The sequence below is a fragment of the Serratia sp. HRI genome, from assembly GCF_010119335.3.
GTDB lineage: Bacteria > Pseudomonadota > Gammaproteobacteria > Enterobacterales > Enterobacteriaceae > Serratia > Serratia nevei.
The window spans coordinates 4722430-4738691 of the sequence record NZ_CP083690.1; the positions used below are offsets into that span (position 1 = coordinate 4722430).

The 16262-nt window shown below is 55.3% G+C and carries 16 protein-coding genes and 1 pseudogene; 4 read left to right on the top strand and 13 right to left on the bottom strand.

What is annotated here, in order from left to right; translation table 11 throughout:
• Positions 1–60: 60 nt before the first annotated feature.
• Both GF111_RS22595 and dsrB read left to right on the top strand, forming a co-directional pair.
• A complete protein-coding gene (locus tag GF111_RS22595) occupies positions 61–1266 on the top strand; it encodes an ISL3 family transposase (RefSeq protein ID WP_071845285.1) in 1206 nt (401 codons plus the stop codon).
• A gap of 282 nt (positions 1267–1548) precedes the next feature.
• Positions 1549–1749 (top strand): protein DsrB, encoded by a 201-nt coding sequence (gene dsrB, locus GF111_RS22600; RefSeq protein ID WP_038877309.1) that lies wholly within the window; start codon positions 1549–1551, stop codon positions 1747–1749.
• 218 nt (positions 1750–1967) lie between these two features.
• On the opposite strand, the gene rcsA is transcribed toward dsrB, so the two are convergent.
• Positions 1968–2597 carry a transcriptional regulator RcsA gene (gene rcsA, locus GF111_RS22605; RefSeq protein WP_033635078.1) on the bottom strand — a complete coding sequence of 210 codons (630 nt, stop codon included), beginning with the start codon at positions 2595–2597 and terminating at the stop codon, positions 1968–1970.
• Positions 2598–3133: 536 nt separating this feature from the next.
• On the opposite strand from rcsA, the gene GF111_RS22610 reads away from it, so the two are divergent.
• Positions 3134–4102 carry an IS5-like element IS903B family transposase gene (locus tag GF111_RS22610; protein WP_000654805.1) on the top strand — a complete coding sequence of 323 codons (969 nt, stop codon included), beginning with the start codon at positions 3134–3136 and terminating at the stop codon, positions 4100–4102.
• Positions 4103–4455: 353 nt separating this feature from the next.
• Positions 4456–5097 (top strand): GNAT family N-acetyltransferase, encoded by a 642-nt coding sequence (locus GF111_RS22615; RefSeq protein WP_080213379.1) that lies wholly within the window; start codon positions 4456–4458, stop codon positions 5095–5097.
• Positions 5098–5108: 11 nt separating this feature from the next.
• Here GF111_RS22615 and GF111_RS22620 read toward each other — a convergent pair.
• The 12 genes and pseudogenes from GF111_RS22620 to GF111_RS22675 form a co-directional block, all read right to left on the bottom strand.
• Positions 5109–5474: pseudogene (locus GF111_RS22620) on the bottom strand (aspartate aminotransferase family protein); the annotation flags it as partial.
• Positions 5475–5506: 32 nt separating this feature from the next.
• On the bottom strand, positions 5507–6280 hold the full coding sequence (locus tag GF111_RS22625) for a protein mom (RefSeq protein ID WP_229704739.1): 774 nt from the start codon (positions 6278–6280) through the stop codon (positions 5507–5509).
• Positions 6168–6407, bottom strand: coding sequence for a Com family DNA-binding transcriptional regulator (locus GF111_RS26775; RefSeq protein WP_071845386.1), 240 nt, complete (start codon positions 6405–6407; stop codon positions 6168–6170). The genes GF111_RS22625 and GF111_RS26775 overlap by 113 nt, the downstream gene beginning before the upstream one ends.
• A 380-nt stretch (positions 6408–6787) precedes the next feature.
• Entirely contained in the window at positions 6788–7327 is a 540-nt protein-coding gene (locus GF111_RS22635) for a tail fiber assembly protein (RefSeq protein ID WP_047730377.1), read from the bottom strand.
• Positions 7324–8973 (bottom strand): hypothetical protein, encoded by a 1650-nt coding sequence (locus GF111_RS22640; protein WP_154235537.1) that lies wholly within the window; start codon positions 8971–8973, stop codon positions 7324–7326. The genes GF111_RS22635 and GF111_RS22640 overlap by 4 nt, the downstream gene beginning before the upstream one ends.
• Positions 8974–8987: 14 nt before the next feature.
• On the bottom strand, positions 8988–9527 hold the full coding sequence (locus GF111_RS22645; protein WP_047730378.1) for a YmfQ family protein: 540 nt from the start codon (positions 9525–9527) through the stop codon (positions 8988–8990).
• Positions 9518–10597, bottom strand: a complete 1080-nt coding sequence (locus tag GF111_RS22650) for a baseplate J/gp47 family protein (RefSeq protein WP_047730379.1) — start codon at positions 10595–10597, stop codon at positions 9518–9520. Before GF111_RS22650 ends, GF111_RS22645 begins: the two co-directional genes overlap by 10 nt.
• Entirely contained in the window at positions 10598–11035 is a 438-nt protein-coding gene (locus GF111_RS22655; RefSeq protein WP_047730380.1) for a phage GP46 family protein, read from the bottom strand.
• Complete coding sequence (locus tag GF111_RS22660; RefSeq protein WP_047730381.1) at positions 11032–11622, bottom strand: phage baseplate assembly protein V; 591 nt, start codon at positions 11620–11622, stop codon at positions 11032–11034. The genes GF111_RS22655 and GF111_RS22660 overlap by 4 nt, the downstream gene beginning before the upstream one ends.
• A complete protein-coding gene (locus tag GF111_RS22665; RefSeq protein ID WP_047730382.1) occupies positions 11619–12746 on the bottom strand; it encodes a phage baseplate assembly protein in 1128 nt (375 codons plus the stop codon). Before GF111_RS22665 ends, GF111_RS22660 begins: the two co-directional genes overlap by 4 nt.
• Positions 12733–14202 (bottom strand): DNA circularization protein, encoded by a 1470-nt coding sequence (locus GF111_RS22670; protein ID WP_047730383.1) that lies wholly within the window; start codon positions 14200–14202, stop codon positions 12733–12735. Before GF111_RS22670 ends, GF111_RS22665 begins: the two co-directional genes overlap by 14 nt.
• Before the next feature lie 13 nt (positions 14203–14215).
• The gene (locus GF111_RS22675) at positions 14216–16249 is read right to left on the bottom strand and encodes a tape measure protein (RefSeq protein WP_047730384.1); all 2034 of its coding nucleotides are present in this window, start codon (positions 16247–16249) and stop codon (positions 14216–14218) included.
• Between the last annotated feature and the right edge of the window lie 13 nt (positions 16250–16262).

Here is a 16262-nt window from a genome sequence, read left to right on the forward strand (position 1 = left end):
CAGAACGTTTAGGTTTGTATTCGCCAAAACACACCCTAAACTTTCAAAACTGCCGTCACTATGAATGCTAACCTTTGCTCCCTGTTCTGGGAAGGCTTTATCGTCAATTCCTTCTCGCATCCTTCTGCCAACTCCCTGCTTATCCAGCTCCAGCCTGACGCTGCCGTCATGCCCTGTTGTCGTCGTTGTGAGCGGCGGGTGCCTGTTGTGCATGATGTTTCCTTCCGCCGAGTGCGTGAACGCCAGCTGCTCGATTGGGTCGTCTGGCTCAACGTCCCCGTCCGGCGCCTGTGTTGCCCCCATTGCGGGGTCACCACCGAAAAAATCAGCTGGTTGCCTGAACGCCAGAGATATACCACGACGCTATCCGTATGGGTTGAGTCACTGGTCCGTTTACTGCCGATTAAACATGTTGCACAACTCACCGGACTGCACTGGCATACGGTCAAGAATATCGACTACCGGCGTCTGCTGCGGGAACGGACAGAGCCGCAGCGCCATACCCTCCGCCGTCTGGTGATGGATGAGTTCGCCCTGTTCAAAGGACATCGTTATGCCACCGTGGTGATGGATGCGGATACGCAACAGGTGTTGTGGGTGGGCGAAGGCCGCAGCAGAGCGGCCTTCCGCCCCTTCTTCGTCTGGCTGGGCGCTGAAGGCTGTGCCGCTATCCAGTCTGTCGCCATGGATATGAATACGGCGTTAGACCTGGAAGTCAGGCATCACTGCCCGCAGGCGGAAGTGGTCTATGACTTGTTCCATGTGGTGGCAAAGTATGGCCGGGAGGTTATCGACCGGGTCCGCGTCGACCAGGCCAATCAACTCCGTGATAACCCAAAATCGCGTCAGGTCATCAAACGCAGCCGCTGGCTGCTGCTGCGCAACCCCGAAAACCTGCCCGAAGGGCATGAGGTAAAGCTCACGGAGTTGCTGGAGGCGAATCAGCCGTTGAATGTGGTCTGGCTGATGAAAACAGCGCTGAAAGAACTGTGGTACGCCCCGAGTGAACAAGAGGCGCAGAGACGCTGGGTAAGCTGGTACAGGCAGTCTCAGGAAAGCGGAATCAAGGCGTTGCAACACTTCGCCGAGAAACTGAAAGGGTATGCCGGTGGCATCATCGCGAGTGCCAGACACAGGTTGAATACCAGCGTGCTGGAAGGGATGAACAATAAGATAAAAGTGATGAAGCGGATGGCCTATGGATACCGGGATAACGCTTACTTCTTCCTGAAAATCAAAGCAGCGTTCCCCGGTAAAGCGCGATGAACCTTTTTTTATGCCTGCAATTCGGCGGTGCGCAAAAAAAAAGCCCGCAAGTCTGCGGGCAAAAGTTCCTTGTTACTTCTTCATTTGCGAGCGCTTCTCTGGGGGGAAACGCCTGAAGACAGGCTACGCGAGGCCGGCTTAAGATTCTGCGGCCAAACCGTTAAGAAAGTGAAAATCCGGGCGGCTGCTACGCTGAGAGCGAGGCCGGCTTGGCGCGGGGCGGTGTCCTTCCCCCTGGGTTTTGTCATACACTGATGCCAATCGCAAATGATGGGGAACGGTATGCAGGTTAACGATCGAGTGACGGTAAAAACAGACGGCGGCCCGCGGCGCGAGGGCGTCATTCTGGCCGTAGAGGTATTCAACGAAGGGACTATGTATCTGGTTTCTCTTGAAGACTATCCGGCGGGCGTATGGTTTTTTAATGAAATCGACAGCCGTGACGGGACGTTTGTGGAGCCATGTCGCGAGCATGGGCAGTAACGTCGGTTAATCTCATTAATTTGCTAATGAAATTGTCCATTTTGAGATTATTTCATTGCGGTAAGATTTTTTTTATCGACGGCAAAAAAATACCCGCTGCGCTAGCGGGGGATAGCGCAGCAGGTATTCTTTTGGTGGTTCCAGTATCCGATATCCAGGTGACTTTATCACCGGATATTTAACGGCCGACAAAACAGAGTGGGGGCATTCTCTGCGGCTCAACGGCTATTGACAAATATTCCACTGGTCAGCGTATCGGTCAAACGAACAACGTGGTAAATGATCTGCTTGTTGTGCGTCTTTATTTTCCGCTTGATGTTTCCCTTGTGGGAGGAGACCGTTTTGGCCTTTATTTGCATCTGGTCTGATATCTGGATGGTGCCTTGACCGGACATCCACATGCGTAACATGTTCGATTCGGTCTGGCTCAGCGTTACCGGCGTTTGGTCCAGAGAGGACTTCTCCGCCCGTAGGGACGTTCTCTCGAGATAGTGACTAAGTAGCTGATTCATAGTCTCTGGTTTGATGGATTTTGACGATATGATAACGTTTTTGCGAACATATAAATAATCGTCGAAATGTACATTGGTAATAGCCATGAAGATGAAGAATAACGTATCCGGGTGCAGTGAAATCACCCGTTTTATTCGCTCGGTGGCGTTTGCTTCGTGGATGAAGCAGTCCTCGTTAATAAACACCAGGCTTGGATTCAACTTGCTGCATTTTTCATGCAGGCTGTCAATATCCTCGATGGCATTAATATGGCGTTTTTTCACGCCATGCGAAGTCAGATAGTCGGTTAATCCCAATCTGGTATAGCTACATGAATCCATGATGATCGTTGGCATATCGCACCCCCACTTAAATCCGTTTTACTGCGGTAATATGAGAAAAAGCCTAAAAAGCCGAAAGGCAAAATGGAGCAATAATTCAGTGTAGCCAGTGTTCTATCAATAAACACGACGGCACTCAATGATATTTTCATACTAAACTTATTAATCACATGAATCTATAAGTTTGGCTTAAGTCAGAGAGATTTGCTGATCGCTCGGCGTTGACGCGATCGGCCTGACTTGCGCTTGGCGCCCGCGCTTGCTGACATTGCTTGCCGAGATTCTGTTCATCATGTCACGAAACAAAATTTTAGTTTGCTAGGAAAAGTCTTAAAAAAAATTCATGTGTTAGATTTTTGAGGATTTTCAGTGCACTTTTTGAGTGGCTAAAAAGTGTTCTTTCGGTTTTTTGTTTTTTTAACGATAAAAATCATTAAGTTGAATGTTTTCTCTCCTTATTTGATAATGATAATCACTTCTTTTTTTATCATAACAACCAAAAAAAGTTAACGTTGTGGCGGCTTTGTTGAATAAATCGAACTTTTGCTGAGTTGAAGGATCAGATCACACATCTTCCCGACAACGCAGACCGTTCCGTGGCAAAGCAAAAGTTCAAAATCACCAACTGGCCCACCTACAATAAAGCCCTCATCAACCGTGGCTCCATAACTTTCTGGCTGGATGATGAAGCTATTCAGGCCTGGTATGAGTCGGCAACGCCTTCATCACGAGGCAGACCTCAGCGCTATTCTGACCTTGCCATCACGACTGTGCTGGTCATTAAACGCGTATTCAGGCTGACCCTGCGGGCTGCACAGGGTTTTATTGATTCCATTTTTACACTGATGAATGTTCCGTTGCGCTGCCCGGATTACACCAGTGTCAGCAAGCGCGCAAAGTCGGTTAATGTCAGTTTCAAAACGTTCACCCGGGGTGAAATCGCGCATCTGGTGATTGATTCCACCGGGCTGAAGGTCTTCGGTGAAGGCGAGTGGAAAGTCAAAAAGCATGGCCAGGAACGCCGCCGTATCTGGCGTAAGCTGCATCTGGCAGTTGACAGCAACACACATGAAATCATCTGTGCAGACCTGTCGCTGAACAATGTGACGGACTCAGAAGCCTTCCCGGGTCTTATCCGGCAGACTCACAGAAAAATCAGGGCAGCATCGGCAGACGGCGCTTACGACACCCGGCTCTGTCACGATGAACTGCGGCGTAAGAAAATCAGCGCGCTTATCCCTCCCCGAAAAGGTGCGGGTTACTGGCCCGGTGAATATGCAGACCGTAACCGTGCAGTGGCTAATCAGCGAATGACCGGGAGTAATGCGCGGTGGAAATGGACAACAGATTACAACCGTCGCTCGATAGCGGAAACGGCGATGTACCGGGTAAAACAGCTGTTCGGGGGTTCACTGACGCTGCGTGACTACGATGGTCAGGTTGCGGAGGCTATGGCCCTGGTACGAGCGCTGAACAAAATGACGAAAGCAGGTATGCCTGAAAGCGTGCGTATTGCCTGAAAACACAACCCGCTACGGGGGAGACTTACCCGAAATCTGATTTATTCAACAAAGCCCGTTGTGGCTGAAATGTGTAGCTTAATTGTTGCTATAACTCACCGTTTTACAATGGGTTATATGGGTATTTATTTCGCTTGAAATAATTTTGGTGAATATTTAACGGTGATTGAGTTGTTTTTCTAAACTATCATCCTGTTGTCCGCGCCAGCGGGGCGGGGGCAGGTCGGAGTTGTCTCCGGCCCGCGTTGGTTTTAACTTGCCTTTCCACCTTTCAAAAGCAGGATGTCGCAGTGAGACAGAATCAGTATGGGCAGCCAATAGGCGATGCCCTTCCTCATTGGCAGCCGGCAGGCCTGCCCGGTCACAGGTTACTGCAAGGGCGGTTTTGCCGCCTTGAGCCCCTTAGCCTTGAGCGCTGGGGGGATGAGCTCTATCGGGCTTACCAAACCGCCGAGGATGACCGAGACTGGACCTATCTGTTTTGGGAACGGCCGCAGACGCGCGAGGATTTCCAGCGTTATCTCCAGGCTCAGGCGTCCAGCGCTGACAGAAACACGATGGTGGTGGTCGATCAGGCGAACGGACGCGCCGTGGGGACCTGCGCTTTTTTGCGCATCGATCCCGCCAACGGCGTGGCCGAACTGGGCACCATCAACTGGTCGCCGCTGATGAGGCGCAGCGCGCTGGGCAGCGAGGCGATTTTCCTGATGCTGCGGCATCTGTTTGACGATCTTGGCTATCGGCGCTGCGAATGGAAGTGCGATAGCCTCAATTTGCCTTCGCGCCAGGCCGCCGAGCGCTTGGGTTTCCGTTACGAAGGCACTTTCCGCCAGGCGGTTGTCGTCAAAGGACGCACGCGCGACACCGATTGGCTGTCGATCATCGACGCGGAATGGCCGGCGCGACACGCCGCCTTTGCCGCCTGGCTGTCGCCGGATAACATCAGCGATGACGGGCGGCAAGCGCGGCGTTTGCAGGCCTTCCAACTCGGGTAGCGCCGCGCGCCTTAGGCCGTCTCAGGCAGACAGTGGCGCAGCGAGTCCAGCGCCAGCCGGATGTCCCGTTCCTCCGTCATCCAGTTGACCAGCGCGGCGCGGATCCCCGGCTGATGGCTATAGGTCGTTGGGGTGCAACGCACCACGCCGTGCCGGTTAAGGCGCTCGAGAAAGCGATCGCGCGCCGCTTCGCTGTCGCCCAGCGGGCGGCTGAGCGCGAAGCACACCACGTTCAAATTCACCGGCGCCAGCAAATGGAAGCCGTCGTCGGCCGCTAACGCCGCACCCAGCGCCTGCGCCAATCGGACGTTGCGCTCGACGATATCCCGTGAAGCCGCGCACGCAAAGTGATCCACTTTTGCAAATAAAGCGATCCACGATTAAGTGGATCACCTTGAATGCAAACTGTCTATTCTCTCTCCTCAGGCTTGGGGTACGGCTTCGGGCTGAATAACTTAGTATTGAGGCGCTTCTTGGCTCTTTTGTTTAAAAATCGGATGTAGCGAAACTGTTGGAAGCGATGCACAGTCGCGCGATCCATATTCTCTCGCAGATATCGACCCCGCGCGCCACCACGCTTGACGGCATTGGCTGCAATTTCGTGATACCACTCGCCATCCAGTTCGTAAAAGCGAGAGTAATGGCTCCCCACGTAGTCGAAATTACTCGCCTGATAGACAACCCCAAAACGGCCACAGCGTTCATCTGCAAACGATTGAACCCATTGAACCGATGGATACAGCTGTTTAATGGCTTTTAAAGCGTAACTGATAGCGCGTGACTCCGAATTACGAGGCATTTTGTCATGCAGCCAGAGTCTGTTTAGCTCCATATATTCCCGGTTGCCAGTACCGATAACAACGCGCGCTCCGCTGTTAGGGTTGAGGGCATAACCCCACTGCATCACGCCAACCAACTCACGACCTGAAAAAATGCCCAGGTGCAGGTAGGAGTTGTTGACGATGCGCTTGCTGTAATGCTTGGCACAGACGATTGTCCGGGCTAGCCAGCAAGATATGGTTTCAACCCTTAGCTCAGGCGAACCATAGCCGACTATCTCGCCGCCATACTCAATGAGTTGGGGCGGTGTAAGAATTCTGGATCGATTGATTTTCCCCACTTTGCGTTTTTCCTGTGGGGCACTCAGCGGTGCTCTGTGAGAGGCTCTCGGCCTGCATATCATTAAAGGCTTTGCAGCGTGGACATTTGATTTGCAAATGACTAAATGCGGCCTTGGCTAACAGTTTACTACAGCGCGCACAACGAATCTCACGCATTAGACAGGCTCCCTTATTAGAAAACCTATGCATTATAACGTAGTACGCTCCCTCTCGCTCGCTAATCGATCGGCCACGTCGATCAATAACACGATAATTGATCTGTAGTATCTATTTGAACGCTAGATGCGAATGCCTGTACAGTTTTTAGGTCTTCTTCACCGCAAAGGATTCGTCATGAACATGGTATTCTGCAAAGTGTGTGGACGATGGATTGCTGAGACGGCCACCTGGATCAATGCCGAGCCTGACTACTGCGAAGACTGCAAACCACCGCCCTTTATTAAAAGAATGTTCAATAAGTTTTGGTGTTTTATTCGTTCTATATTCACGAAGCATAGCAAAACAATCTAAATGCTCACCAACACCGGGGAGCCAATATAGAAGCCCGCGAAATATCGCGGGCTTTTTACTTACTCGGGCTTAGTCGGCCATTCAGCGTTGTTAGTATCAACGCGACTGAGTTTGACTGAATAAATCTCCCAAGCATTCAGACGCGATTTCTCGCCGTTGGTTGCCATTCCCAGACGTACCGCTCGCTCCAATGGGGCTAACACAGATTCAGCCTCCGCCATAAGTGCCTGCTTGCGGCGCTCTGCCATTGCTCGCTGCTCTTCTGGTGTATATACGCGAGGTACAACGCGCTGACCGTTGTATTGCCAGTCAGCACCCGCCAGCGGCAGTGCAAACCCCTTGGGTATTTGCTCTGTAGGGATTTCAGCCACAGAAGCATCAACGGGCCATAGCGTGCTGGCATCGTCGCTGGCCTGAGTGATAACGCCGTTCTCGGCATAAACCACCTTTAGCGTATTGCGTGCGAAAGATTTTTGAAGCTCATACCAGTCTTGCTTGTCCGGCGTGCAGATAAATTGCGCTTTGATGCGGTTAGCCATCTCGCCAGCGGGCGTACCCGGCAAGGGCGTATAAAGTTTAAAAGGGCCATATTGATTCATGCGTATGCCACCGTATACCAGTTACCGTTCACGTTTTTTTGCAGATAGCGGAATAACATAATCCCTACCTGATTACCTTCGTTGCCGTTGCCTCCTGTAATAACTGCGCCCCATGGTGCCTCAGTTAAGGCACCATCGGTGATAATTTCTCCACGGCTAGCTAAGCGAATATCACGCACAAAGTTCTGATTCACGTAATCCCAGGTGGCACGAGTATTGATATTGTTATCACGGGCTACGAATTGATTATTCAACCAGTTACTGAGATAGCCCCCCCAAATATTTCCGGTAATATTCCCGTCGACATGGAAGATAGCACCAGCAGCATAAACCCCGCCGGGACAATAAAAGTTCCCGCTATTTGCGTCAAATCGCCAATTAAAATCGGCATTATCTCCCTTCACATGGATGCAGGCTTGAGCAAAACTCGGCGTACCGCTGAGCAGATAGCCAAAACTCACTGCGGATGGATAACCTTGTCCTTGTCGGGTCGCCACGCCTTTAGCTATTGGCACATAAAGATCGCCAGAAGTTACGGGCCATTGCCAATTAGGTTGATAGAACGGTGCTTTTCTATTCAGTTGATCGGAGAATGCACCAGCGCCCTCAGGCATTACGTTGGGAGTGCTTGCGACATATGGCGTGGTCAACGGGCCGCTCATAGTGCCACCGTAAGACATTAACACCTGCTGCCAGCCGCTGAATGTCCCATTGACGTTTACCGCCGCGCGAAGTCCGGGCTTACCGCCCGCCTCGTGTGACAGTTGCAAATAATGCAAGAACTTCCCTTGCCCTTCATTGCTGGACAGGTCGCTGCTATTGGTGGTGCACAGAATGGAGCCCCACGGAACAGCTGCCCACTGGCTATTCTCCACACTCCATACGCCGGGGGATGTGGGTTTATTGCCGCCGCTTAATACGCGGGATACCCCCATTCGGGCGGCGAAGTTGTTACGCATATCGGCGGCGTTTGTATCAGCAGCCGTTGGTTTATTGGCTGTGCCATACAGTACATTAACCTTTGGCGCATCCGCATCAGCATCACGGGTTGTCATCACAACAACATTTGCGGTGGCGTAGTCCGCGGTAATCATGGTGTTTGTATCTTGTGATGTTGAATAAAAGCCTGCGCCGTAGACGGGTACTGACGGACCTCGTGCGTTACTTCGAACAAATGAGGAACCTTTCGCTTTTGCGGCTTTCATCAATGCAGCATCTGTTGCTTCACTGAGAACTAAACCCTGCCCCCCAAGGCCAAATGCGCCCACTTCCATCACGTTACCAGTGGCTGTTCCTACGTTCTTTGTCGCTGCCGTTCCCAACCCTAAATTATCCCTGGCCGATTTCTGCGCCGCTGCACCGGCTTCTTTAATTTCGCTCAGGTAATTCTTTTTCAGCAGCGCGTCGCTACCGATAATCGATTTAATCGCTGCGGCTAATTGGTCTACGCGGGCTTTATCGGGTGACATGCCGGCAGCGGTTAGGACGCCAATTAATTCAGCCTGAATGATATTAAACCAATCCATACCCGGCCAGCTTGGCGGCAAGCTGCCTGAGCCTTCGGTGAACCAGCGTACCGCCGTGCTATTAACCGGTGCGATTGGCGGCATGGCATTAACGCCACTGTTATTATCTAAAAAATACATACCATTTCCTCCGGTCAGTCCGGGTAAATAAATTTAAATACCTGATGGGCGGGCTTATAACGCTCTAATAAACATTCCAACGTGCCGGCGTCATAAACGCGCAGTGGTGTTAAGCAATTATCCAGCACGGTCGCATTGCGATACGTCACGCCCGTTTTAACGTTCACATCCGTCGTATATTGGCCGTCGTCAGACGGCGTCAACTCAATGTCATAACCGTATTGCCTGGCTAAATCTTCGTAGAAATATTTATTCAGGCTGCCAACCATGCGCATTTTGTTAGCAGCAGCAATTTGGCGCGTTTGGATCGTCGCATCTTCGCCGGCACAATCCGGCAGCCCTAAAAAGCGCTCCCAATCTTCCAGCAGCAACGTGGCATTATTTGGGAAGCGCTCGGCCAGTAGCTGATCGCCAATGGCATCAGCGGCACCCATCGATGTTGACAGCGCCAGGCTCAAATCACTGAGCGGCGCGTCAGGCCGTTTATCCCAGGCTAAGCCGTTTGGCAGCAATTGCAGGAAAGCCTGCTGGTGCGGCGTCGTTGTCATCGCCATGTGATGGTCCCCACGGTGAGTAATTCTGCTGCGCCGGCATAGGAGATGCCCGTTGGCGAGATCAACTCAAAATCGACAAGGCCCGAGACGCCGGCAATCGCCCGGTTGATGTGCGACGGTATGATGGAACCGGCAGGCTTGCTTTCGTTGTAAAATAGGGCGACCAGCGCCTTCTTGACGGCCATTTTCGTCTCGTCGTTAGACGGCGAGATCCGGATCGTCATATTGACCGGACGCGGGGTTAACGCGAACGTCGTCACGGTCGGGCCTAACGGTTTACCGACAAGCTGGCCCGTGACCGGATCGCTATGCCCGGAGATATAATCATCAACCCGTTTGACGTCCGCCGGCGATGGGAAAATATCTTCGTTGCCGTCCAGCACGAATGCGACGCCCACGGTGCCTTGCCCCTTCCAGGTCGGCAAACACCAGGCGCGTGTCACGCCGGCGCATTCGCGCGCCCAGCGCTCATAATCATGCTGCGTGCCACCGCCTGGCGGATATTGCACGCGAAATTCCAGGCGGGCGAGCAGCTCGCCAACGGACTCGATATCGGCACCGCCCACAATGCCGCTGGTTGTGGCTTGCGCCTGCACCGAATCCAACGGCGTGACCAACGTCAGCGGCGTATCTTTTGGCGTGTTGCCCTCAATGCCGGCATTCACCGCCGCGACGGTGACGGTAAAGTTACCGGCCTTGTCGGTGCTCAGCGGTTCGGCATTGGTGAATATGGCCCCGTCCGGGCGCTGCCAGCGCGTATTGGCCGGAATGGTCACGGCGGCGTAAACGGTGACGGTGAGGTTGCCGACGGCGCGGCTCGCCTGCTTACGCTTCACGCCCCAAAACTGGCAATGCTTGAGCAGCTCGGCTTCGTCGGCCTCGTTGGCGATGATTTGCCGGGCGACCCAGGACAAATGCTCATGAGCCCCGGAAGCCAACCCGGCCTGCGCATACGCCAGCGCCTCCAGTGTTTTCTCTCTGACCTGTGGCCAGGAGCCGGGCAGGCGCTGCTCGATATCCTGCTGGGTCTGCGCTATCAGGTTCGATAATGAAGGTGCGTTATACGGCATTTAAACCCCGGTAAACTGTGCTTTAAATGAAAAGGGAACGGTGGAGCCGGACGGTAGCCGCAACTCGATATCCAGCTGGAGCCATCCCTCGCGAGGCTGGCTGGCGGATACGGTGATTTTATTCACCCGCCCGGCCTGTTTTAACCAGGTCAAGGCCTCCAGCGCGTAGGCCGCTGCCCGATCCAGTACCGATTGCAACGTCTTCTCGCGAGACAGCAGCCACAGCCGGGAACCGATAGGCCGATCGCGGTAGCTGTCGCCCCACCAACCGCGCCGATCGCTGTCACCGCCCGGCAGGTCGTCGGAGTCCAGCGCCCGCCGGTCAGTAAACAGCGAGATAATCACTTCCGTGGTCAACGAATCGTCCGTCAGCATATCGATACCGGCTTGTTGAATATTGCCGCGCCCGTTCACCCAAACTATCGCGATATCGGTCATTGCATTGGCCCCGTGGTTCCGCCGCCATCGCCATGCTCTTCATGGGTATGTTTCAGCGTATCTTTGCCGCCCAGGATGGCGTTCGGGGCGGTCAGGTTGCCCTGGGAGTTCACACCACCTTGGACGGCCAGGTTCTTCTGGATCTCAACCTCGCCGGTAAAGGTGGTTTTCGGGGTATCCACCGTCGTGCCTTCCTCCGCGTAAATCTCCAGCGTCTTGCAGGTCAGAATGGCGCGCCCGTCCTTGGTCAGACGCAGGCGGTGGCCCTCATAGTGGTAAATGCCGGTGTCGCCGGCAGGCAGACCGGTGGGACGATAACGTCGGTCTTCCACCACCAGGGCGATACTGTGATCGCTTTGCGCGCCAATGCAGACAATGATCGCCTCGGCACCGGCCAGTGGTACGCTGATTTGTCCGTAGTTCTGCAAGCGCTCCACATCGTCGGGAACATCGTCACCCATCATGGTGATCTGCAAGTTCTGCGCCTTGAGGCCGTCATTGACGATATTGACCACCGCCCGGCCCAGCATGAGGCGCAGGCGACGCATGATCGGGGCGGTGAGGCGCGAAAAGGTGCTTTCATTCATGGCCGCTTCTCCGGGTGTTTCTTGTAATATTCTTCCGCCAGCGCATCGATGCCGCCCTTGTTGGTGCCGGCACTGCCTTTGCCCTTGCTGTCCGGTTCAATCGGCACCAGAAAACCATCTCGCGGCGCGAGGGTGAGCGTGGTGGTCAGACCGTCGCGATCGTCGAGCGACAGCACCACCTTGCTCACTAACAGCGAGGTAACGGTGATGCCGAATTTTTTTGCATCGATACCCACCAACAGATTCGGCATCCACAGCGCGCCATTGGCCCGAAACCAGCTATCGAGTTTGGCCTCGAAGGTCTGCGACTTGGCCAGCGCCCGGCGCTGCTCGCGCAAGGCACGCTGATTGGCGGTATTGCCGTCAATCTTGTTGTCCGCAATCACGATAGTGGGACGGTAACGGGTAATGCCGGCATCGCGGGCAATCCCTTTCTGGCTGGCTATCTTGCTGGCGTTGAGCGTGTCGCCCACCTTGCCGTTGGCCCGCGCATAACCGTTGACGCGGTACTCGCTGAACCGATCGCGATCGTCTTCCTCAAAATCCACCGACAACAGGTTCTCACCGAGCACCAGCATGTCGCTTTGCTGGGCGTCGGCATGGGTGAAGACCAGCTCGCCGGCAGCGTTGCTGGTGACAAGCACACCACGGTGGCGGGCGGCCCGCGCCAGCGCTTCATAGACGGTCTCGGAATGGTCGAGCGTAAAGGTGGCGAACGGCGCGGCGGACTCGCTGTCGGTCAGCTCCCAGCGCACGGTTACGCCGAACGGCTTACACAAGTCCTGCGCAATCTGATGCAGCGTGCGGTTCTTCCACTGGCCGCCGGGATAGATGGCGGCGCAATCCACCAGGTCGCCGGTCTTGTCGCGGCCGGCAATGCTGATTTCCAGACTGTCGCCACTGATGCGGCGGGTGCGACCATCCGTCCAGCCGGTGATCACGCATTGGTTATCGATACTGAGCGTAAAGGCCTTACCGGTGGCCAATGACGATAAGTCAGTATCCGGCTGCACCATCACGCCCAGGTCAAAATAGCCCGACAGCGACTCAATCGAGCGGTTGATCTTCACGTTCGTCCAGCCGGTAAAGACCTTACCATCGATGCGCAGCTCAACCTGGCTCATTAATCACCTCGATAGCGACACCGCCAGGTACAAACAGCGGGTTAGCGATACCGTTACGGCGCGCCAGGCGTTGGTGCTGCCGGCTGTTGCCGGTTTGGCGATACAGCGTCACCAGCGCCGGCTCGGTACGCTTGGGAATGACCAGGCTAACGCCGGCCAGTTGGAGCCCGCGCACCTGCAGGTCGTTGATGGCCACCAGGCGTAACTGACGTAATGCGGCACTGGAGCGGGTAAAACCGGCATCCGCAGCGGTCAAAATCGCGCTGTCGAGCGCCTGGCTAAGGGCGGTCGCAACGCGGGCAATGTCCGCTGCGCTCTCAAACAGCGGCACGCTTGCCGGTGCGGGTGTATCTGCGTGCGAATCGCCCAGCAGGCTGTTTTGTGCGGCTTTCTGGTTAACGTTTTGCTGCAAACTGGCGGCCACGGTTGGCGATGCGGTAGAGCTGCCGGCAGCGGTGGCAACGAACAACGTAGGCGATTGCGACAGGCTGCGGGCCTGATAGCTATCGCGCTCGAGCGCCAGCGTGACTATGCCGGATGCCGCCTGCGTCTGGCTGGCCAACGCGCCGGTTGAGGCAACATGAAACAGCGCCTGCACATTTTTCGCGGCACCGGGTGAAATGTGGCTGGTGTCGATGCCTGCCGCCCGGCGAGACAGGTGTACGCCCAGTCGCTCGAAGGCCCGATAAGAGGATGAGGCATCGGTGACGGAGGTGATGCCGCTGAGCGCGCCGAGCACGTTGGCCGCCAGCATGGACGGAGTGTTGATTAACCCCTCGATATTGCCCTGAACCGCTGTGATGGCACCCATGAGCCGATTCACATCGTCCATGATGCCGATATTTTCCACGGCGTTGTAAATGTCATCAAATACGCCATTGATGGCGTCCAGCACGGTCGTCGCGTCCTGAATGCCCTCCTGAACCACACTCCAGGCACCGGCAAGCGTGTCGCCAAGCTCACCGAACAGACTGTCGGTTTGGGCTGCCACCGCTTGCCCGGTATTATCCTGGATCTCCGGCGCGGTGGAGGTCGCCTCCGGGTAGACGGTGATCGTGAACTCGTAATAGTCCAGTTCATCGGCTACCGCCCGGCATTCGTAATTATCAACCAGCACCGACAGGGTGCCATACTCCGGGTGCATCAGTTCGCCCGCGCCGGCGGCGTCGAGGGCTTCAAGCAGCGCGTCGCATTGCGTCTTGGCATTTTTTCCCAGCAGACAAGCGGTGAAGGTGCGCTCGGTCAACTTGCGCCCCAAATCAATCGCACCGCCTTCATCGCGAAGCGGATATTCGCGCTTGACGATGCGGCGACCGCCGGTTTGGCGTTGCTCGCGGAATGTGTAGAAAGACACCCCACGGAACGAACCGAGGCCGGCGCTGTTGTTGGTCACGCCCAGCGCGTTCTGAACGCTGTTACGGGCGCTGTTAACGGAACCTAAAATATCTTCAAACATCGCTCACACCTCGTCAGAACGGGTAATAGTTGTTGCCGTCATACACGTTCAGGCCCATGCCGTCCTCGGTAATTTTGGTACTGGTCAGTTGCAAGCCATCCGCCAGCGAGATGCGCAGCGAGGCGTCAGCCTGTACTTTTTGCTCCGGCGGCGGTTGCGTAGCGCTGCTGTCTTTCGGGCCACCTTCCCATTGGGTGTACAAGTCCGCCATCCAGCCGCCCAGGTAATCGCCAAGATAGCCGCCAAGGGTCGCACCGGCAGCCGTACCAATCGGGCCAGCGAGTGAACCGACCGCACCCAGCGCCCAGGCTCCCGCCGTCGCCCCGATCGCGCTGCCTTTGTCGCGGGTGGAAACCTCATCGTCCAGCAACGTCGGGGCCAGCGTCAGCGCGGACAGCACCGGGCCGCCGAGCTTGCTGCCGACACGGCCTAGCCAGCCCAACGCTTTCGAGCCCTGAGCGGCAATTTTGCCGGCAGCCTGGCCGAAACCGCTGTTAGCGATCCACTTGCCGGCTGAGCCGATCATGCTGCTGGATTTTTGCCCGATGCTGGCCAGTCCTTTGCCGAGGCTGGAGTTGCCTACCCAGGACGCCGCACTGCCGGCGAGAGAGGCGGCACCGCTAAACATACGGCCAAAGAAGCCCCGTTTCGCGGCGGCAGGCGCGGCAGCGACGGAGACATTGCGGGGAAGATTGCGGCCAGGGCCTTTTTTGCGGCGGCCTTTGCGGGATTTGCTGGTGCCGACGTCAGCACCAAAACCGCCGCCGAGACCGCCCATCGGCCAGTTGGTGACAAACACCTGCTGCACGCCGAATGCGCCCGTAACGGACGGCATGGCATCCCCCACACCGGGTTTTCCCTTGCGGCGATTGCGTAGCCAGCGATAACCACGAACGGGAGCGGAAACCATGCGATACGTACCGCCGATGGCTCGGCCACCGAGGCGCAGCAGTTTATTGGCCGCGTAAATGCCGACCAACGCCTTGCCCACTTTTTCCAGGCTAACAACATTCTCGTTGATCCACTTGAGACCGCTGGCAATCCCTTTAACCGCATCCCATAGCCCGGTAGCAGCCCCTTTGGCCAGGTCAAAAGCCCCGACCAGCTCAGTTGCGACTTTATCGGTTAAAACATCGAGTTCGCTTTTGCCACCTTTACCTGGTTTCCCCATTGCGTCGTATTGGGTCAAAACCCCCTTGACCTGTTTTTTCAGCAGGTCAAACGGGCCTTTATCCATGACTTTGTTGGCAAAATCATCCCAAACGTCGCCGAGTTGAGCTGTCAGTCCCGTCCAGGTGTTCATAGCATTGGCCTGAGCCCCCTTGGCCTGCTCGGTCATGGCCTGGAACAGCAGCTGAATACTTTTAGGCCCCAACAACCCTTTTTCACCGGCAGCGCGAACATCTTTGACGCTTTTACCCAACTTATCCGCCAGGATTTGGTAGACGTTCACGCCATAACCGGTCAGCAGGTTGGCATCCTGCGCGGTGATCTGCTGGCGGGAGTACATCTGTTTGAGTTGGAGTGAAGCCCCCTGAGCTGCCGTTAAGTCCCAACCACGATACGCGCCCTGATCTTGCAACATGCCGATAAAGGCACGGGTCTGTTTATCATCCATGCCGAAGCCTTTGGACGACACCATCTCCTGCATGACGCCGGTCAGGCCCCAGGTCGTATCCTTGGCATTTTTAATCGCCCAGTCCATCGCCTCCTTGGCTTTGGCCTTATCGCCGTTGTATTGGGAGTTAAGGGCAATGCGGTAGTTTTCTCGAGTAGATGCCGGGTTAATAAACAGCTTGTTGGCGGTGTAGCCCGCCGCCGCAACGCCAATTGCGCCACGGGAGATAATTCCGAACGAGCGCGATGCCGCTGCGCCCATCTTGTCGATGCCGGCGGAGACAGAAACAACGCTGCTACGCAATCCCCGCAGCGCTGACTGGCTGCGGCGGGCCATCTGCTCCACCGCACCGCCATATTGGCGCGCCCGGTTGGCAATGTTGCCAACCAGGTCAACGATGATAGATGCGCGTAACTGTTGTCCGGCCATACAAATTATTTCC